Origin of the sequence: Thioclava sp. ES.031, assembly GCF_002563775.1 — a bacterium.
Classification (GTDB): domain Bacteria; phylum Pseudomonadota; class Alphaproteobacteria; order Rhodobacterales; family Rhodobacteraceae; genus Thioclava.
Genome location: NZ_PDJO01000001.1, coordinates 3,369,324 through 3,387,576, shown reverse-complemented (window position 1 = coordinate 3,387,576; position 18,253 = coordinate 3,369,324). Strand labels below are relative to the sequence as shown.

At 65.7% G+C, this 18,253-nt stretch carries 21 protein-coding genes; 16 read left to right on the top strand and 5 right to left on the bottom strand.

Features of this window, described 5'->3' with window-relative positions; all coding sequences use genetic code 11:
• Positions 1 to 94 precede the first annotated feature (94 nt).
• The 4 genes from AXZ77_RS16040 to AXZ77_RS16025 are packed head-to-tail and all read left to right on the top strand — an operon-like array spanning position 95 to position 2,893.
• Complete coding sequence (locus AXZ77_RS16040) at positions 95 to 1,141, top strand: aldo/keto reductase (RefSeq protein ID WP_098411924.1); 1,047 nt, start codon at positions 95 to 97, stop codon at positions 1,139 to 1,141.
• On the top strand, positions 1,141 to 1,491 hold the full coding sequence (locus tag AXZ77_RS16035; protein ID WP_098411923.1) for a hypothetical protein: 351 nt from the start codon (positions 1,141 to 1,143) through the stop codon (positions 1,489 to 1,491). Before AXZ77_RS16040 ends, AXZ77_RS16035 begins: the two co-directional genes overlap by 1 nt.
• Positions 1,479 to 1,994, top strand: a complete 516-nt coding sequence (locus tag AXZ77_RS16030) for a lipocalin family protein (protein WP_176536061.1) — start codon at positions 1,479 to 1,481, stop codon at positions 1,992 to 1,994. Before AXZ77_RS16035 ends, AXZ77_RS16030 begins: the two co-directional genes overlap by 13 nt.
• Complete coding sequence (locus AXZ77_RS16025) at positions 1,991 to 2,893, top strand: DMT family transporter (RefSeq protein ID WP_255266519.1); 903 nt, start codon at positions 1,991 to 1,993, stop codon at positions 2,891 to 2,893. The genes AXZ77_RS16030 and AXZ77_RS16025 overlap by 4 nt, the downstream gene beginning before the upstream one ends.
• Here the strand turns inward: AXZ77_RS16025 and AXZ77_RS16020 are convergent.
• On the bottom strand, positions 2,890 to 3,597 hold the full coding sequence (locus AXZ77_RS16020) for an NUDIX hydrolase (protein WP_098411921.1): 708 nt from the start codon (positions 3,595 to 3,597) through the stop codon (positions 2,890 to 2,892). The genes AXZ77_RS16025 and AXZ77_RS16020 overlap by 4 nt on opposite strands.
• Positions 3,590 to 3,991, bottom strand: coding sequence for a DUF983 domain-containing protein (locus tag AXZ77_RS16015; RefSeq protein WP_098411920.1), 402 nt, complete (start codon positions 3,989 to 3,991; stop codon positions 3,590 to 3,592). Before AXZ77_RS16015 ends, AXZ77_RS16020 begins: the two co-directional genes overlap by 8 nt.
• Positions 3,992 to 4,179: 188 nt before the next feature.
• On the opposite strand from AXZ77_RS16015, the gene AXZ77_RS16010 reads away from it, so the two are divergent.
• From AXZ77_RS16010 to AXZ77_RS15995, 4 genes are all read left to right on the top strand, one after another.
• Positions 4,180 to 5,022 (top strand): EF-hand domain-containing protein, encoded by an 843-nt coding sequence (locus AXZ77_RS16010; RefSeq protein WP_098411919.1) that lies wholly within the window; start codon positions 4,180 to 4,182, stop codon positions 5,020 to 5,022.
• Between the two features lie 94 nt (positions 5,023 to 5,116).
• Positions 5,117 to 5,701, top strand: coding sequence for an RNA polymerase sigma factor (locus AXZ77_RS16005; protein WP_075774043.1), 585 nt, complete (start codon positions 5,117 to 5,119; stop codon positions 5,699 to 5,701).
• Entirely contained in the window at positions 5,694 to 6,116 is a 423-nt protein-coding gene (locus tag AXZ77_RS16000; RefSeq protein ID WP_141536294.1) for a dihydroorotate dehydrogenase, read from the top strand. The genes AXZ77_RS16005 and AXZ77_RS16000 overlap by 8 nt, the downstream gene beginning before the upstream one ends.
• Positions 6,116 to 6,622 (top strand): periplasmic heavy metal sensor, encoded by a 507-nt coding sequence (locus AXZ77_RS15995; RefSeq protein WP_098411917.1) that lies wholly within the window; start codon positions 6,116 to 6,118, stop codon positions 6,620 to 6,622. The genes AXZ77_RS16000 and AXZ77_RS15995 overlap by 1 nt, the downstream gene beginning before the upstream one ends.
• A gap of 110 nt (positions 6,623 to 6,732) precedes the next feature.
• Here AXZ77_RS15995 and AXZ77_RS15990 read toward each other — a convergent pair whose 3' ends face one another.
• Positions 6,733 to 8,127 carry a diguanylate cyclase gene (locus tag AXZ77_RS15990; RefSeq protein ID WP_098411916.1) on the bottom strand — a complete coding sequence of 465 codons (1,395 nt, stop codon included), beginning with the start codon at positions 8,125 to 8,127 and terminating at the stop codon, positions 6,733 to 6,735.
• Positions 8,128 to 8,270: 143 nt separating this feature from the next.
• Here AXZ77_RS15990 and AXZ77_RS15985 point away from each other — a divergent pair, with 143 nt between their 5' ends.
• The 7 genes from AXZ77_RS15985 to dacB are packed head-to-tail and all read left to right on the top strand — an operon-like array spanning position 8,271 to position 15,126.
• A complete protein-coding gene (locus AXZ77_RS15985; protein ID WP_078542139.1) occupies positions 8,271 to 8,549 on the top strand; it encodes a DUF3572 domain-containing protein in 279 nt (92 codons plus the stop codon).
• Positions 8,550 to 8,594: 45 nt separating this feature from the next.
• The gene (locus tag AXZ77_RS15980) at positions 8,595 to 9,299 is read left to right on the top strand and encodes an HAD family hydrolase (RefSeq protein WP_098411915.1); all 705 of its coding nucleotides are present in this window, start codon (positions 8,595 to 8,597) and stop codon (positions 9,297 to 9,299) included.
• A gap of 51 nt (positions 9,300 to 9,350) precedes the next feature.
• A complete protein-coding gene (locus AXZ77_RS15975; protein WP_098411914.1) occupies positions 9,351 to 11,084 on the top strand; it encodes a DUF4153 domain-containing protein in 1,734 nt (577 codons plus the stop codon).
• Between the two features lie 60 nt (positions 11,085 to 11,144).
• Entirely contained in the window at positions 11,145 to 11,756 is a 612-nt protein-coding gene (locus AXZ77_RS15970; protein ID WP_098411913.1) for a heme NO-binding domain-containing protein, read from the top strand.
• Entirely contained in the window at positions 11,756 to 12,979 is a 1,224-nt protein-coding gene (locus tag AXZ77_RS15965; protein ID WP_098411912.1) for a GGDEF domain-containing protein, read from the top strand. Before AXZ77_RS15970 ends, AXZ77_RS15965 begins: the two co-directional genes overlap by 1 nt.
• Before the next feature lie 50 nt (positions 12,980 to 13,029).
• A complete protein-coding gene (locus AXZ77_RS15960; protein ID WP_098411911.1) occupies positions 13,030 to 13,647 on the top strand; it encodes a nicotinate-nucleotide adenylyltransferase in 618 nt (205 codons plus the stop codon).
• Between the two features lie 51 nt (positions 13,648 to 13,698).
• Complete coding sequence (dacB, locus tag AXZ77_RS15955) at positions 13,699 to 15,126, top strand: D-alanyl-D-alanine carboxypeptidase/D-alanyl-D-alanine-endopeptidase (protein ID WP_098411910.1); 1,428 nt, start codon at positions 13,699 to 13,701, stop codon at positions 15,124 to 15,126.
• A gap of 63 nt (positions 15,127 to 15,189) precedes the next feature.
• Here dacB and AXZ77_RS15950 read toward each other — a convergent pair whose 3' ends face one another.
• Complete coding sequence (locus AXZ77_RS15950; RefSeq protein WP_098411909.1) at positions 15,190 to 15,612, bottom strand: tellurite resistance TerB family protein; 423 nt, start codon at positions 15,610 to 15,612, stop codon at positions 15,190 to 15,192.
• Between the two features lie 105 nt (positions 15,613 to 15,717).
• On the opposite strand from AXZ77_RS15950, the gene AXZ77_RS15945 reads away from it, so the two are divergent.
• Positions 15,718 to 17,364 carry a lysine--tRNA ligase gene (locus AXZ77_RS15945; RefSeq protein WP_098411908.1) on the top strand — a complete coding sequence of 549 codons (1,647 nt, stop codon included), beginning with the start codon at positions 15,718 to 15,720 and terminating at the stop codon, positions 17,362 to 17,364.
• Here AXZ77_RS15945 and AXZ77_RS15940 read toward each other — a convergent pair.
• The gene (locus AXZ77_RS15940) at positions 17,361 to 18,215 is read right to left on the bottom strand and encodes a CHAD domain-containing protein (protein WP_098411907.1); all 855 of its coding nucleotides are present in this window, start codon (positions 18,213 to 18,215) and stop codon (positions 17,361 to 17,363) included. The genes AXZ77_RS15945 and AXZ77_RS15940 overlap by 4 nt on opposite strands.
• Positions 18,216 to 18,253: the final 38 nt, after the last annotated feature.

The window sequence follows — 18,253 nt, the reverse complement described above, 5'->3', positions numbered from 1 at the left end:
CGACGTCAAGCGAAGCACCGGGTCAGGGGCCTTTACCTTCCCGCGGCCCGGTGGCAGGGTCCGCGCAACATCATATGACAAAGGGGGCGCGGGCATGCGCAAGCTGGAACTTGGTCAAAGCGGGATCATGGTGTCCGAGATTTGTCTCGGGACGATGACCTGGGGCAGCCAGAACACCGAGGCCGAGGGCCATGACCAGATAGATTTCGCGCTCGATCGCGGGGTCAATTTCCTCGACACGGCCGAGATGTACCCGGTGAACCCGGTGAAAGCCGAGACGATGGGCCGGACCGAGCAGATCGTGGGCACTTATCTGGCCAAGCGCGGCAAGCGCGACGATCTGGTGGTGGCCACCAAGATCACCGGCGAGGGCTCGAACGCGGTCGAAGGCGGCCCCGAAATCAGCCCGACCCGGATCCGCCAGGCGGTCACGGATTCGCTGACCCGTCTTCAGACGGATTACATCGATGTTTACCAGTTCCACTGGCCCAATCGCGGCTCGTATCACTTCCGCAAGACGTGGCGCTACGATCCGTCGAAGCAGCCCTCGAAGCAGGAGGTGCTCGACGATATGAGCGCCTGTCTCGAGACGCTCGAAGACCTGCGTAAAGAGGGCAAGATCCGCGAATTCGGCCTGTCGAACGAGACTGCATGGGGTACTGCGCAATGGCTGGCGCTGGCCGAGGCGGGCAAAGGGCCGCGCGTGCAGTCGATCCAAAACGAATATTCGCTGATGTGCCGCTACTACGACCTCGATCTGGGGGAGCTGGGCTATCACGAGAAGGTCACGCTGCTGGCCTATTCGCCGCTGGCCGCGGGTATCCTGACGGGCAAATATTCGGGCGACGTAATCCCCGACAACACCCGGCGCTCGCTGGTGAACAATCTCGGCGGGCGGGCCAATCCGCGGGCTTTCGAGATCGCGGATGGCTATGTCGCGCTCGCCAAGGAGTTCGACCTCGATCCGGTGACGATGGCGATTGCGTGGGTGATGAGCCGTCCGTTCCCGGTGATCCCGATCGTCGGCGCGACCTCGGTTGACCAGCTCAAGCCGAACCTCGACGCCGAAGGGGTGGAACTGCCGAAGGAGCTGCTCGACAAGATCGCGGAACTCCACAAGCATTCCCCGATGCCCTACTGATGCGCGGGGCGTCGATCCTTCTATGTGCGGTGCTCGCCTTGGCGGGCTGCCAGCCCTTCGGCCCTGCTGACGGGACCGATACGGCAGAGCAACTGCCGCTGGTCGGGCAGGAGAAGATCGATGCCGGGAAATTCGAATGCGTCGCGCGCGGCGGCAAATGGCTCGCGCGCGACGGGGCGTTCATCTGCGTTAAGATGACCTCCGATAGCGGAAAAAGCTGTCAGGCGGGCAGCGAATGCGAGGGCGAATGCCTCGCGCGCTCGAAAACCTGCGCGCCGGTGACGCCGCTTCTGGGCTGCAACGAGGTGATGAGCGAGGCGGGCTACCCGATGCAGCTATGCGTGCAATGAGCCGGGCGAAGATTGGCGTGCTGGGCGGGATGCTCGCGCTGACCCTCGCGGGCTGCGCGCTGCAACCGCAGACCCAGTCGCTGCTCAAGCCGGGCGCGCTGATTTCTTCGGCGTCGCTCTTCGATCCGCAGCGTTTCGGCGGCGAATGGCATGTCGTTGAAAGCGGCATTCCGGGATGTTCGGGCACGCAGAACTGGGCGTGGGACGGCAAGAGCGCCTACCGGCTGCGCGGCACCAACTGTGCGATCAAGCCTGCCGCCATCGACGAGACCGTGACGCTGACCGGACCGGGCGGGCGGCTGCTGGCGAAGGACGCCTTCGGTGGCGAGCCGATCTGGGTGCTCTGGGTCGATTTCGATTATCGGGTGGCGGTGCTCGGCACGCCTTCGGGCCGTTGGGGGATGATCCTGTCTCGGCAGACCTCGCCACGGCCCGATCTGATCAAGGCGGCGCGCGATGTCATGGATTTCAACGGCTATGACATGACGCGGGTCGGTAAGTGAGCGACGCGCCGGTGCATCTCTGGGTCTGGGTGACGCTGTTCGCGGCGGCCGTTCAGACCATCCGCTTCATGCTGCAAAAGCTGCTGGCGGGGGCGCAGCTCTCGGTGGGCGGCGCGACGTTTTCACGCTTTCTGTTTGGCTTCCCGCTCGCAGCGGTGACGGCGCTGGGCTTTCTGGCTGCGACCGGCACGCCATGGCCGCATCTGAGCGGCCCCTTCTGGGGCTTCGTTATCGCGGGCGGGGCGGCGCAGGTGGCGGCGACCTTCCTGACGGTGGCGCTGTTCGGCTTGCGCAATTTCGCGGTGGGCGTGGCCTTCACCAAGACCGAGACGGTGCAGGTCGCGCTGTTCTCCGCGATCATCCTTGGCGAATTCGTGGGCCCCATCGGCTGGATCGGGATCGCGATCGGACTGGCGGGGGTGCTGTTCCTGACCAAGCCGCCCGAAGGCGGCTTCAACCCGCGTGCGGCGCTCTACGGCGTCGGGGCGGGGGCGCTGTTCGGCCTGTCGTCGATCTTCTATCGCGGCGCGACGCTGGAGTTGGAACCGCTCGACTTCTTCGCCCGCGCCATCGTCGCGCTGGCTTGCGCGACATTCGCGCAATCGCTCGGCATGGGGCTTTACCTGCGACTGCGCGAGCCGGGCGAATTGACCCGCGTGTTCGGCGCGTGGCGGCGCACGGTGCTGGTGGGGATCACCGGCGTTCTGGGCTCGGCGGGCTGGTTCACCGCGTTTTCGCTGCAAAACGCGGCCTTCGTGCGCGCGCTGGGCCAGGTGGAGATCGTCTTCACGCTGCTCGCCTCGGCGCTGGTCTTCCACGAGCGGCTGCACAAGCGCGAAGGGGTGGGCATCGCGCTCGTCGTGGTGTCGCTGATCGTGATCGTGCTGGCCGGACGTTAAAGCCCGATCCGCCGGAACTCCGATCGCGGCCCACGATTGTCGAAGAACGGCACCGAATGCGGCGTGCCAAGCGCGTGTTTGGTGGTGATGAGGGCGGCGATTTCGGCCAGAACCACTTCGGTGATGAAGGGCAGGTTCAGCGCTCGCGCCTCGGGCAGGGGCACCCAATGCAGATGCGAAAGCTCGTCGCAGGCGCGCGAGAAATCGTCGAGATCGCCCTGGATCGCACCCGCATCGATCAGGAAGAACCGCGCATCGAAGCGGCGCGGGCGGCCCGGCGGCGTGATCGCGCGGAACACGAAATGCAGATTGGCCGCCGAGGGCAGAAAGCCCAGATCGGCAAAGCCCTGCCAATCGGTCGGCACCGCGCCGGGCCAGACGGATTTCTCGCCCAGCACCAGTCCGGTCTCTTCCCACAGCTCGCGAAGAGCGGCGGCGGCCAGAGCCGCGCCGATCCCCTCGGGCGCATCGGCCTCGAGCCGCGCGTGATCGGGCGCGGGCAGGGGAGAGGCGAAGGGCACCTCCCAATCCGTGGCGTCGAGCGCGCCGCCCGGAAAGACGTATTTCGACGGCATGAAGGCCGCCCCCGCACCGCGCTGGCCCATCAGCACGCTCGGGGTCGTATTCGCGTCACGGCGCAGGACGATCACGCTGGCCGCGTCACGTAGCGCGGTTTTGTCGGCCGGGGGGCTCGTGTCATTCATGGACGATTTCGCCTTCGCCAAAACCATGCATCCGGCGCGACCATTGGATGCCCACCAGCATCCCCTTCATCAGCGGCAAAAGCACCGCCGAGAGCACCATCGAGCCGATGCCGAAAATCCAGATCATCTCCCACGGGCCGGGGCGGAAGGCGATGAAATAGGCCGCCATCATCGGAATCGCGAGATGGCCGACGATCAGGATCGTCAGATAGGCCGGGCCGTCATCGGCGCGCTGATGCGAGAGGTCCTCGCCGCAGGACGGGCAGGTATCGCGCACTTTGAGATAACTGTGCAAAATCCGCCCCTTGCCGCAAGCCGGGCAGCGGCAGCGCAGGCCCCGCCCGATCGAGCGGCCCAGCGGGCGGTCATCGTGATACTCGTCATGCGACTGCATTGCGCTCTCCCTTGTGGCGGTCTCTCTCCGCCCGTTCGCGGGGCAGTATGGCGGCAGCCGGGGCGGATGGAAAGTCCGGCGGGTCTATCACGGATGCGTGAATTTAGCGACGGAATGCTGCGCATGCGCCGTTTGGACAGACATCGACGGCGCGAGACGTGCCGTGGCAGCGAGAACAGGAGTTTCGAATGAAAGTCATGAACAGGCAGACCCTCGTCGCGGCAATCCTCGCAGGCAGCGCGATCACCCTCGCGATGCCGGTGGTGGCGCAAAACCAGAACGGCAGCCAGATGCAGGGACAGCAGGTCATGCCCGGGAATGGGCCGGGCAACGGACCGGGCAACGGTGCTGGCAATGGCCCCGCCAATGGTATGGGGCAGAACATGCAGCCCGGCGCGATGCGCGATCAAGACGGGCGCGGCTTCGGCTTCGACATCAGCCGCTTCGACACCAATGGCGACGGTCAGGTGACGATGGACGAAATCCAGGCCAAGCGGGCCGCCGACGCTGAGGCGCTCGACGCCAATGGCGACGGGATGATCTCGCAGGAAGAGCTCGTCAATTCCGAGATGGCCAAGGTGAAAGCCCGCATCGAGGCCCGCGTGAAAGCGCGCTTCGCCGCGCAGGACAGCAATGGCGATGGCGAGCTGTCGGCCGCCGAACTGATGGCGCATCCGATGCCGACGCGCATGTTCGACCGGATGGATCGCAACAATGACGGGGCGATCAGTGCCGACGAGATGCAGATGGCCAAACGTTTCATGCAGCGGATGAGCGACCGCCGCGACCATGGCCGGATGGGCAAGGGCGATTACCACGGCCATGACCGCATGGGCAAAGGGGATCGCCATGGCCATGACCGTATGGGGTGGAACGGCGACCGCGACGGCTACGGGCGGATGATGCAAGGTGACGGCCCGATGGGTCAGGGTCCGATGGGCACGCCGCCGATGCAGCCGGGCACCGGGGCTGGCCAAGGTCAAGGTCCGGGCAACGGTCCGGCGGATGGCTCGGGCCGATCCACGAACTGAGTTTCGAGCAGTGAAAAGAGCCGGGGCGCGGCAAAGCGCCCCGGCTGCATGTCAAATTGCATGCGCAGGGAAAGCAGGCTAGGCCTTTGACGGAATGACGATGGCACTGGATGCGATGAACGAGGCTTCGGACGAGGCTCTGTTGGAGCTTTACGCGCAGGGCGACCCGGCGGCGGCGCGGGCATTGACGCTGCGCTTCGGGCCCTTGGCCTACCGGCTCGCCTATCGCTATCTGCGCGATGCGGCCGAGGCCGAGGATGTCGCGCAGGAAGGGCTTTTGCGGCTCTGGAAGATCGCGCCGGAGTGGCGCGCCGGCGAGGCGAAGGTCTCGACATGGCTTTACCGGGTGGTGGCCAACCTCGCGACGGACCGGCTGCGCAAGCGCCGCGGCGTGGGGCTGGATGAAGCGCCCGAGGTGGCCGATGACCGCGCGAGCGCGCTGGACGAGTTGATCGCGCGCGACCGTGTGGCCGCGCTGGAAGCGGCGCTGGAGCAATTGCCGGAACGGCAGCGGATCGCGGTGACACTGCGACATATCGACGGTTTGTCCAATCCCGAGATCGCTGCCGCGATGGAAACTGGCGTCGAGGCCGTAGAAAGTCTGACAGCGCGTGGAAAACGCGCTTTGAGCAAGCTGCTTCGGGGGCAGCGAGAGAAATTGGGGTTTGGCGATGACTGACAAACGCATGGATCGCGAGACGGACGCGTTGGACGACGCGGCGCTGGAGACGCTTTTCGGCGAGGCGCGCGCGGCGGGCGGGCCCGAGCCCGAGGCGGGGTTCCTCGCCCGGGTTCTGGCCGATGCGGAGGCGGAGCAAGCGGAATTTGCACGTTCCGCCCCGGCTGCAGCGCCCGACAGGCCTGACGTCTTGGCCGGTATCTGGGACGCGCTTCGCGGCGCGTTCGGCGGCTGGGCTCCGATGGGCGGTCTGGTCACGGCCGCTCTGGCCGGTGTCTGGATCGGCTTCGTGGGGGCCGACGAGATCGGCGCGCTCAGCCCGTTTTACGCCAGCAGCACGACCGAGAGCCTCGGCACGGTCAACCTGCTGCCCGAGGGCGAAACCTTCGCCTTCGCCGATGAAGGAGGGTTCTGATGTCGGCTGCCGAGACGCGAAATGGCCGGGGATTGCGCTGGGCGCTGATAGGGTCGGCGGTGCTGAACCTGCTTTTGCTGGGGTTCTTCATCGGCGGCTGGATTGCGCATGAGCGGCATCCGCCGCGCCCGGTCGTGGGCGATGTCAGCCTCGGCGCGTTCACCGGGGCGCTGAGTCCGGAAGATCGCGATGCGCTGCGCAAGGCGGCGCAGGCGCGCGGCTCGGAGTTCCGCGATATGCGGCGGCAGGCGCGCAGCGATATGACGGCGCTGATCGCTGCGATCGATGCGGAGCCATGGGACCGCGCGCAGGTGGCCGAGCTGCTCGAGCGGCACAAGGCGCGGACGGTGCAGCGGGTCGATATCGGCGAGCAGCTGATCCTCGACCGGCTCGACGCGATGAGCGCCGAGTCGCGGCACAGCTTTGCCGAGCGTCTTCGCGAGGGGGCTGCGCGGTTCGACAAGCGCAAGAAGGACCGCGAGGACGCCCCAAAGCCCAAGCCGTGAGGTCAGGTGGGTGGGCGCGCCCAAGGGGGCGCGGCCGTTTGCCGTTTGAAAATTCGCCAACCCTCAGTCTGATCACCTGCCCAAGCGCGGCGTGACCCTTCTATTTCGGGTCAGGCCGCGTTTGTGTGCTGGGCGAGGGAGACTTGGTTTCGACCGCTTCCCTTGGCGCAGAGAAGCGCTGCATCGGCTTCGTCGATAAGATGCTGAGGGTCGTCATGGCGTGTGCCGCCGAAGGCGAGGCCGATCGAAATGGTGACCTGCGTCATTTGTCCGTCGGGCAGCGTGATCTTGCTCTGTGCGATTTCGTGCCGGAGCCGTTCCGAGATTCGGCAGCTCTCGACCAGAGAGCTGTCGGGCAGCGCCACGAGAAACTCCTCGCCGCCGATGCGGCCGATGAGATCGACGTCGCGCAGGCTTTGGCGCAGATGGCGGGCGATACTCGCCAGCACTTCGTCGCCCGCGCCGTGGCCATAGGTGTCGTTCACTGATTTGAAACGGTCGAGGTCGAGCAGCATCACCGCATAGCCGTGGCCGGTGCGGCGCGCGCGGTCGGACATGCGCGACAGATGCGCATTCACGTAGCGACGATTATGCAGCCCGGTCAGCGGATCGACCAGCGCAAGACGCAGACCTTCATCGACCGAGAGACGCAACTGATCCGAGAGGCGCTTGCGGCGCAGCTGCGCGCCGATCCGAAGTGCGGCTTCCTTTGCTGCGAGCGGTGTGGACATCTCGGCGGGCAGCAGGTCATCCGCGCCCAGATCGAGCGCGCTGGCTTGCGTCTCGCGCGCGTCGGGTTGGCTGGCGATCAGGATTGCCGCATGGCGTGTTTCCGGATGCGAGCGCAATTCCGACATCAGCCTTAGCCCATCGCCGCGATGCGCGAGGTCCGCGCCGATCACGAATAGATCGGGGGCGCGACGCGTGGGATCGTCGCCGCAGGGCTGATCGTAACTGGTCAGCAGGATCCGATTTGTCGTCAGCAGGGGCGCAAGCGCGGATTTCCAGCGCAGTCCCTCGGACGGGTTGGGCGCGATCAGAGCGATCCGTGCGAGAGGGACGAAGTCGCTCGCGGCTTCTGCGAAGCCGAGTTCCCGGCAGGTCTGCTCGCGCAGCGCCGAATCCTCGTCGCCGACATGGGCGCGTATCAGGCTGCGCAAACGGGCGAGGAGCACAAGTTCGTCGAAGGGTTTGGCCAGCACCTCATTCGCCCCGGCCTGCAGCAGCGTCACGCGCAGCTCCGGCGTGTCGCGCCCCGTCATCGCGATGATCGGGATGCGCCGGGTCCGCGGGTCCGCCCGCAGCCGGGCGATAAGGCCCTCTCCGGTCATGTCGGGCAAGGTGACGTCGAGCAGGATCAGCCCGGGCCGTTGCGCGGCCGCGAGGGCGAGCGCCTCCGCCGCGCTTGCGGCTTGCAGAGTGTTGTAGCGCGCGCCGGTCAGCTTCGCCTTAAGCACAATGCGATTGGTCGCCACATCATCCACGATGAGGATCGATCCCGGCATATAACGCTACTCCTTCAACCTCCGACGCGGTGCGGCTTGCATCGGGCGGTTCCCGACTGCGCCAGCTTCTCATCGCGCCTTTTCTTGACCTTAGCGGTCGATAGGTTAACAAAGCGTTTCCCCCCGGCAGAGAAGGACCCGTCATGCGGCAAGAAAACGCTCATACGCTCGCGTTGCAGACCCTTGGCTGGCTTGCCGGTCGCGAAGATCTGATCGGCGCGTTCCTCGCCAATTCCGGGGCGAGCGTGGACGATTTGCGGGCGCAGGCGAGCGATCCGGACTTCCTCGCAGGGGTTCTCGACCATGTACTGCAGGACGATCAGGTGGTGCTGGATTGCGCGCAGGACCTTGGTGTGCAGCCCGAGGCGCTGATGCAGGCGCGCGCGGTTCTCGGGCGCGGCGATCTGCGCCACTGGACCTGACGCTCAGCTTTAGGCAATCTGCCCGCAAAGGGAGGCAGATCGCAGATGGCAGGCGGCAAGATACGGGCAGTGCTGTTCGACAAGGACGGTACGCTTTTCGACTTCGACGCGACATGGGGCGCGTGGGCGAAGCTGCAGATCGAGGCGTTGGCGAAGGATGCCGAGCAGGCCAGCAGGCTTGCCGCGGCGATCGGGTTCGACCTCGATCGGATAGAATTCGAGCCGCATTCGCCGGTGATCGCGGGCACGGTTCGGGAGGCGGCGGAACTGCTGTTGCCGCATCTTCCGGGACGGTCGCTCGACGATCTGGTGCTCGAACTGGAGCAGGCGGCGCATGACGTGCCACTGGTAGAGCCGGTGCCGCTTGCAGCGCTTCTGTCCGATCTGCGCGGCCGCGGATTGCAGCTGGGCATTTGCACGAACGATGCCGAGTCTTCGGCGCGGGCGCATGCCGCGCAGGCGGGCATCACCGATCTTTTCGACCGGATTATCGGCTATGACAGCGGGCATGGGGCGAAACCCACGGCGCGGCCGCTTCTGGCCTTCGCGGATTCGCTGGGGCTGGACCCGGCCGAGGTCGTGATGGTCGGCGACAGCCAGCATGACCTGCACGCGGCGCGCGCAGCGGGGATGATTGCGATCGGCGTGCTGAGCGGACCGGCGGAGCGGGCCGATCTGGCCCCGCTCGCCGATGCGGTGCTCGATCATATCGGGGGGCTTCCCGACTGGCTCGCACAGCGCGCGGGCTAGCAAGGCGCGTCAGACGCGCGAGGAGCCTCGCGCAAGACTGGAGAGGGACGCATGCAACTACGTTTGCAACATATTCTGCTTGGGCTGCTGGCGGGCATGTTCTTCTGGGCGCTCGATAACCAGTTGCAGCAACGGCTTCCGATTGACGCGCATGGGCAATTCGGCGTGTCGGTTCTGGGCACGGTGTTCTTCGCGACCGCGCTTGCGATGCTGGGCGAGATCGGCTGGCGCAGGGCCTTCGGGGCGGCGGCGCTGATTGCGGTTCCGGTCGCGCTGCTCGGATGGTGGGCGTCGCTTGGCTATGCTGCGAGCGAGACGCTGGCGGGATACATGCCTTACGAGCTGCTCGCGCTCTCCGTTCTGGCGTTGTTGCCGATGCCCTTCGCGATGGCCGTGGCGCAGGGCGGGACGCGCGCCTGGAACGACTATCCGGCGCTGTTCCTGCATGCGTGGAATATCGTGGTGCGCTATGCGGCTGCGTTTATTTTCCTCGGGATGGTCTGGCTCGTGCTGTACCTCTCGGCGCGCCTGCTCGAGAGCGTGGACCTCGATTTCCTGCGCCAGCTTCTGCGGGAGAAGCTGTTCGCCTTTGCCTTGTCGGGCGGCATTCTCGGGCTTGGGCTCGCCGTGGTGACCGAGCTGGAGGAGATGATCTCTCCGACCCTGATCCTGCGGCTTCTGAGGCTGTTGCTGCCCCCCGTTCTGCTGGTCGCGGTGATCTTCGTGGCCGGGTTCATTGCGCGCCGAGGGGAGGTCTCGCTGATCGGGTTCTCGCAGATCGAGACGCTGCTGGCGATGGCCGCGGCGGCGGTGACGCTGATCTCGATCGGCATTGAGCGCGACGATGAAAGTGCCGTCCGGGCGCGGGTCTTGCGCGTGTCGGCTCAAGGCTTGGCGCTGGTGCTGCCCGTGCTGGTCGGGGCGGCGGCCTGGACCGGATGGCAAAGCGTCACCGCGCAAGGCTGGACCCCGGGACGCGTGGCGCAGGCGGTGCTGATCGTGCTTCTGGCGGGCTATGCGCTGGGATATGCCGGGTCGGTGCTGCTGGGGCGCGGATGGATGGCGCGTCTGCGGCGGATCAATATCGCCATGGCGGGTGTCGTCCTGCTTGCCGCTTTGGCATGGCTGACGCCGGTGCTGGATGCGAACGGGGTGGCTGCGCGCTCGCAACTGGCGCTGTATCGCGAGGGGCGCATTACGGCGGGCGCCTTGCCGCTTTACGCTTTGAAGAACCACTGGGGGCTTGCCGGGCAGGCCGCCTTCGCGGAGTTGGAGACGCAAGCCGGTGATGACCGCGCGCTCGCAACGGCCTTGGCGCGTCTGAGCCCGTCTGCGGATGGGGCAGAGGGTGCCAGTGCCGCGCGCGCCCAGCTGCGCCGGGATCTCGTGCTGCCGCCCGGTGCGAAAGTGCCCGAGGATGCGTTGCTCGATGCGATCCGCGCGCGCGCGCCCGAGGTTGCGGCGGGGCTTTGCGCCTCGGCCGAGGGGGCGGCGGCGAATTGCGCCTTGATCGAGGCCGACTTCCTGTCGGATGTGCCCGGTGACGAGGCGATGGTGCTGCTGCATCTGCCTGACCGCGATGCGATCTATGTGCTGCGGCAGTCGAACGGCGCGTGGGATTCGATCGGTTGGGGCAGCGTCGTCGATGCGCAGGGCGAGCCGCGCTTCCGCGTCGATCTGGCCCCTGTCATCACCGCGATCAAGCGCGGTGAGATGCAGCTGGCCCCAAGCGGGATCATGGCGCTTGAGGCCGGTGGGCTGCGTCTTTTGCCGCTGTCGCGCTGAGCCGGGCGAATTTGGAGCTTTGTTAACTTCTGACCGCTAGCGTGGCGGTCAGGAGGACACATGCTCGGCTTGATCAACCGCTCTATCGAGACGTTTTTGACCGACACCCACGGGGCGGCGCTCTGTGCGCGTGTGCGGCGGCGCGCGGATTTGCCGGGCGAGAGCTATGAGCCCCTGCTGCAATATGACGATGCGCAGACCTTGCGGCTGATCGATGCCGCCTGCGACGAGTTGGGGCGGGCACGATCCGAGTTTCTGGAAGACCTTGGGGCGCATCTGTGCAGCCGCGAAGCGGTGCGCCGCCTGTTGCGTTACGGCGGCTGCGATTATCGCGGTTTTCTGAACTCGCTCAACGAGTTGAATGACCGCGCGCGCATGGCGGTTCCCGATCTCAAGCTGCCAGACCTGCATCTGGTCGCAACCCAGCCGGGGCAGTTCCGTCTGCGTGTCGCTGCGGATCTGCCGGGCTGGGGGGCGGTGCTGGCGGGGATCCTGCGTGCGATGGCGGATGACTATGGCAGCCTCGCGCTGATCGACGTGCCGCCGCGTGTCGCCGAGTGCGATCTGCGCGACCCCGACCCGATGGCGGAGACCGTGACGATCCAGCTGCTCGACGCCACCCACGCCGAGGCGCGCCAGTTCGCCCTCGCGCGCATGATTGGTGAGGTGTGATGAGCATGCCGGGCGAGAACACTGTCACGAGACTGGCCGCACAGCCTCCCCCTGATCGGGGCGCGCAAGCCTATTGGCTGACGCTGTTGACCGGGCTCTTGCCGATGTTTCTCTGGCTCGACGAGCGGGCCTGCATCCTTGGGGTCGGGCGCACGTTGCGCAAGGTTCTGGGGGTGCCGGAAGCCCAGATCGTCGGCGCGCCGTTCTCGCGGTTTTTCTCGGTCGCGCGGCGCGGCGGGGCGGTGCGGATGTGCCCGAAAGAGCTGCGCTCAAGTTGCGGGGCTGTTGATTGCGATAGCCAGATCGGGCGCTGCGGGCGCTCCCTCGGGGCTATGACGGCGGAGGAGATGCTGCATGTCACCCTTCGCATGCGCCCACAGGTAAGCCTGCGCGGCGCGCTGGTGAGCCTGCGCGGCGCGCTGGTGAGCCACGCCGGTCCGCCACTTCAGGGAGGGACGCCGACGCTGGCGGGGGGCGATATGCTCCTCAATTTCAGCTTCGGTATTCACCTGCGCGAACTCGTGGCGGAATTCGACCTGACCGAACATGATTTTTCCGCCGCCGATCTCGCGATGGAAATGCTCTATCTGCAGGAAGCGAAATCGCTCGTGCTGGAGGAGTTGCGGGCTCTGACCGGGCGCCTTGATCAGGCGCGCAAAGCGGCGGAAGATCAGGCGTTGAGCGATCCGCTGACGAAACTCGCCAACCGCCGGGCAATGGCGCAGGCGCTTGCGCGGGCCGTCGACCACGCGACAAACGGGCTGGCGAATTTCGCTTTGCTGCAGATCGACCTCGATCACTTCAAGACGATCAATGATACGCAAGGCCATGCGGCGGGCGATTACGTGTTGCAACTGGTGGCCCGCAATCTGTGCGAGAGCGTGCGCGGCGGTGATCTGGTTGCGCGCATAGGTGGCGACGAGTTCCTCGTTCTCTTGCGTGGCGACCCGAGCCGCGCGGAGATCGGTGCGCTCGCCGCACGCATCATCGAACAGCTCGAAGCGCCGAAATGGTATCGGGGGCAGGAATGTCTGGTGTCCGGATCGCTCGGCGCCGTGTCGTCGCGCGACTACGAGAACCTCGAGATCGAGGCGCTGCAGAATGATGTCGACCGGGCGACCTATGCCGCGAAGACCGCAGGGCGCGGATGCCTTCGTTTCGGCTCCGGGCCTGTCGAAAACGTCGAGGATGGGCCGGGGGCCTCACCCGGCTCCGCGCCTTAGCCGCACAAACGCTCTTTTCCTGACCGGTCGCCTTCGGGTAAGGGCAGCGCATGAGACAAGGATTTCCCTACGCCCGCGCCGCACAGCGCATCGGACTTCTGGGCGGGTCGTTCGATCCGGCGCATGAAGGTCACGTCCTGATCACGCGCGAGGCGCTGCGCCGTTTCAATCTCGATCGGGTCTGGTGGATCGTGAGCCCCGGCAACCCGCTCAAGGCGCATGGCCCCGCACCGCTCGATCAGCGGATCGCGAGTGCGCGGGCGAGCCTTGGGGGCGATCCGCGCGTGGTGGTGACTGACCTCGAAGCGCGGCTCGGCACGCGGTACACCGCGGACACGATAACGCGTCTGCGCGCGCTCTATCCCGGCGTGGATTTTGCGTGGCTGATGGGGGCCGATAACCTCGTGCAATTCGACCGCTGGGATCATTGGCGCACGATCGTGGAGAGCGTGCCGGTCGGTGTGCTGGCGCGTCCGGGCTGGCGGATGCCGGGGCGCTGGGCGCGCGCGGCGCGCATTTATGCGGGGGCCGAATTGCCCGCGGTCGCCTCGCAGCGCCTCCTCGACGGTCCTGCGCCGCGCTGGTGCTTCGTCAACATTCCGATGTCCTCTCTTTCCTCCACGGAAATTCGCGAGAAAGGTGACTGGCGAGCATCGACACCCGTTTGAAGACGGTGCGGGGCGCGCTACGCTCGGGGTGACGCCGAGGGAGGAATCGCCATGCCGCTATCGATATCGCGCCGCTTCGCATTGCTGGGTGGCGCCGCGCTTTTCGCCACTCCGAAAACGGGCTTCGGCCAGACGGCTGCGGCAGCCGAATTGGTCCGGATGGCCGGGCTCAGCGGCGATGTGGGCTATGTCGTCGCGGACCTGAAGAGCGGCCAGATCCTCGAACAGCGCAATGCGGGCAAAGCGATGCCGCCCGCCTCCGCGCTCAAGTCGATCACCTCGCTCTATGCGATGGAGCAGCTCGGCGGCGATTTCCGTTTTGGCACGCAGTTGATCGCGACCGGCCCGATCTCTGGCGGGCGCATTCAGGGGGATCTGATCCTCGCGGGCGGGGGCGATCCGACGCTGACGACCGACGATTTGAACGCGATGGCGAAGTCGTTGGCGGCGAAGGGCGTGCAGGGCATCACGGGGCGTTTCCTGACTTGGGCCGGGGCGCTGCCCTACAAGAACGAGATCGCGAATGATCAGCCGATCTTCGCGGGCTACAACCCGTCGATCTCGGGGCTGATGCTGAATTTCAATCGCGTGCATTTCCAATGGCGCCGCTCCGGGGGCGGTTGGGCGCTGAGCATGGATGCGCGCGGGCGCGACGTGCAGCCGCGCGCCTACACCGCGAAAGCCTCGATTGCGAAGCGGTCCTCGCCGACGTTTACCTATTCCGATCGCGGTGGGGTCGAGCATTGGACGGTCGCCTCGGCGGCCTTGGGGCGGGGCGGAAGCCGGTGGTTGCCGGTGCGCCATCCCGCAGCCTATGCAGGCGACGTGTTCCAGACCCTGGCCCGCGCACAGGGCACGCCACTGCCCGCGCCGGAAGAGGTGCGCAACCTGCCCGGCGGCACGGTTCTGGTAAGCCATGGCAGCGATCCGCTGGTGCCTGTTCTGCGCGCGATGATGAAATATTCGACGAATATCACCGCCGAGGCGGTGGGCATGACGGTCAGCAAGCGGTTGGGTGCAGGCAATTCCCTGAAGCAGTCGGGGCAGACGATGACCCAATGGCTGCAGCAGCGCACGGGCGCGCGCTCGGCCCAGTTCACCGACCATTCCGGGCTGCGGGCCGATGCCGAGCTTTCGCCACAGGACATGGTGGCGGCGCTGCGCAATCTTGGCGCGCCGATGGGGCTGCGCGGTTTGATGAAGCCTTTCAAGCTGCGGGATGCGACGGGCAAGCACATGCAAGCCCAGCCATTCCGCGTCGATGCCAAGACCGGGACGCTGAATTTCGTCTCAACTCTGGCGGGCTACATGACCGCGCCGGATGGCACCGAGCTTGTCTTCGCGATCTTCACCGCCGATCTAAACCGGCGTCGTCGTGCGGGTTCCGCGCCACGCCCGCCGCGGCAGGTCCAATGGGTGCGGGCGTCGAAAATCCTGCAAAGCCAGCTGTTGGAGCGTTGGGCCGGGATTTACGGCTGAGGGGTGGCTCCGCCCGGACGGCGGGGCGATCGTCAGGTTTTTCGCCGGGACTCTGGCGTCCGATCAGAGCGTGGCGTGGCGCACCTTCGCACCCCATTCGATGGCGACGGCGTGCAGCCGGTCGATCGCCAACTCGCCGCGGATCTCTTCCAAAAGGCGCAGTTCGGTCTGGCGGATCGTACCGTCGGCGGAGGCCACGTCGCAGGCCAGCGCATAAGCGGTTTCGAAAAGATGCTCGGGCAGCGCGTCGCGGATCAGGCCAAACAGCGCCTCGAGCCCGTCTTCCTCTTCGAACAAAGTGAAGACCGAGCGGGAGACCCGCGAGACGCGGTCGAAATCGTAGCCCGCGAAGATCGGCATGTGGTTCACTATCCGCTCGATTGCGACGAGTTCGGAGGTCGGCACGTCCTCATCGGCGGCGGAAATCGCGACCATCACGGCGACGAGCGCGTCTTGGGGCGAAAGCGAGGCGAGAACGTCGGGCAAGTCGGAGCTCCTTGATAGTGTTCGAGTGCTAATTATTGACTGTCCCCCTCCGCTTCAATAGGTCAGGCGCGACTGGGCGCACGGGGCGCCTTCATGAGGTATGCAATGACGAGCTTGCGTGACGCTGCGATGAAATCCAAGGCCTGGCCCTTCGAGGAAGCCCGCCGGGTGCTCAAGCGTTACGAGAAACGGGACCCGGAGAAGGGTTACGTCCTGTTCGAGACGGGCTATGGGCCGTCGGGTCTGCCGCATATCGGCACGTTTGGCGAAGTTGCGCGCACGACGATGATCCGCCGCGCTTTCGAGGTGATCTCGGATATTCCGACGAAACTTCTGTGCTTCTCGGACGATATGGACGGGATGCGGAAGGTGCCGAGCAACGTCCCCAATCAGGACATGCTGCGCCAGCATGAGCAGAAGCCGCTAACCTCGGTGCCCGATCCGTTCGGCGAGTTCGACAGCTTCGGCAACCACAACAACGCGATGCTGCGCCGCTTCCTCGACACGTTCGGGTTCGAGTATGAATTCGCGAGCGCGACCGATTACTACAAGTCGGGTCGGTTCGACGAGATGCTGATCAAATCGGCTTACGAATACGATCAGATCATGGAAATCATGCTGAAGTCGCTGCGCGAAGAGCGTCAGCAGACCTATTCGTGCTTCCTGCCGATCCATCCCGAGACGGGCCGCGTGCTGTATGTCCCGATGAAGGAGGTCAATGCGCGCGACGGCACCGTGACCTTCGACGACGATGACGGGCGCGAATGGACACTGCCGGTCACGGGCGGCAATGTGAAGCTGCAGTGGAAACCCGATTTCGGGATGCGTTGGGCCGCGCTCGGCGTCGATTTCGAGATGTATGGCAAGGACCATTCGACCAACACGCCGATCTATGACGGCATCTGCCGCGTGCTGGGTGGGCGTGCTCCGGAGCATTTCACCTACGAGCTGTTCCTCGACGCGAATGGCGAGAAGATCTCGAAGTCGAAGGGCAATGGCCTGTCGATCGACGAGTGGCTGACCTATGCGGCGACGGAATCCTTGAGCTACTTCATGTACCTCAAGCCGAAGACCGCGAAGCGGATGCATTTCGACGTGATCCCGAAGGCGGTGGACGAGTATCACCAGCAGCTGCGCGCCTATCCCGATCAGCCGATCGAGCAGCAAGTGAACAACCCGGTCTGGCACATCCACGGCGGCAATCCGCCCGAGAGCCGGATGGTGGTGCCTTTCGCGATGCTGCTCAATCTCGCGAGCGTCGCGGGCGCGACCGAGAAGGAAGGGCTGTGGGGTTTCATCAAGCGCTACGCACCCGAGGCGAGCCCGGAAGGCAATCCCGATCTCGATCAGGCGGCAGGCTTCGCGCTGAAGTATTTCGAGGATTTCGTGAAGCCCACGCTGGTCTTCCGCGCGCCCGACGCGTCCGAACGCGCCGCGCTGGAAGATCTGGCCAAGGCGCTGAAATCGGAAGAGGCTGCGCTCGATCAGATCGCGCGCAAGAACGCGGCGGCAGGCAACGAAGAGCCGCTGCCGGAGGCCGATTTCCACAGCGACGAGTTCCTGCAATCGGTCGTTTTCGCGGTGGGCAAGAACCACGAATTCGCCAACCTGCGCGACTGGTTCAAGGCGCTCTACGAGGTGCTGCTGGGCCAGAGCCAAGGGCCGCGTTTCGGCGGGTTCATCGCGCTTTACGGTGTCGATGAAACGGTCGCCCTGATCGAGCGGGCGCTGGCTGGCGAACTGGTCGACTAAGCTCTCCAGAGATCGAACCAAGCCCCCCAGCGGTCGCAGAGCGGCTCGGGGGGCTCGGCGAATATTCTGGCGCCGAGGGTGAAGGCTTCGGCCTCCAGCCGGGCGGATTCGGTGCGGATCAGTGCAAGCAAAGCCTCGGTCCTTTCGGGGTCGAGATGCTCAGGCACCTTCGTCTCGAGCACATGCAGATCGTGATGGTCGCCGATCAACTCCCCCAAAGTGTCGAGCGCGTCTTCACGCGGATGCAGCATCTCGGGCCAGATCGGGGCGAGCAGGCGGGTGTGATACCAGTGCTGCTTCACCCGCGTCCGCCAATGGTGCAGGTCTAAGCCAGCCCTTGATTTCTGAGCGGTTTTCAGACGCTTGCGGCAATCTTTCAGCGTCGCGTGCAACCCTGCCTCATAGGCGGGCCAGCCCTTTTCGGTGACCTCCCAATCCTTCGCGCGTTTGCGGATTTCCGTGACGCGTTTCGCGAATGTCGAGATGTCGCCTTCCTTTGGGGGCGGGGTCGCGGGCAGCGGGTCGAGCATGGCACGGGCGGCAGACGCACCGTCGAGATCGGGCCCTTCGCGCCCGAGCCGAATTAACGAGGCGCGCATCACCTCGTCGTCGCGCAGGCCGGAAATGCCCCGGGCCGCTTCGGCCAAAGCATCGTTTTCCTTGTGAAAATCGGAGAAATGCGGCGCGAAGAGACGGATCAGGCCGCGGGTCTTCTTGATCGCCTTGCGCAGGGCGTGAACCGAAGGGTCGGATTTTCCGGCCAGTTTGACGGCCGTTCCAAGCTCGCTGCGCGCGATGCGGCGCAGGGCTTTCGTCGGGGTCTTGTCGTCGGGGGATATGGCGTAAACCATCTGCGGCTCCTCTTGGCTGCACACCCGATGTGGCGCGA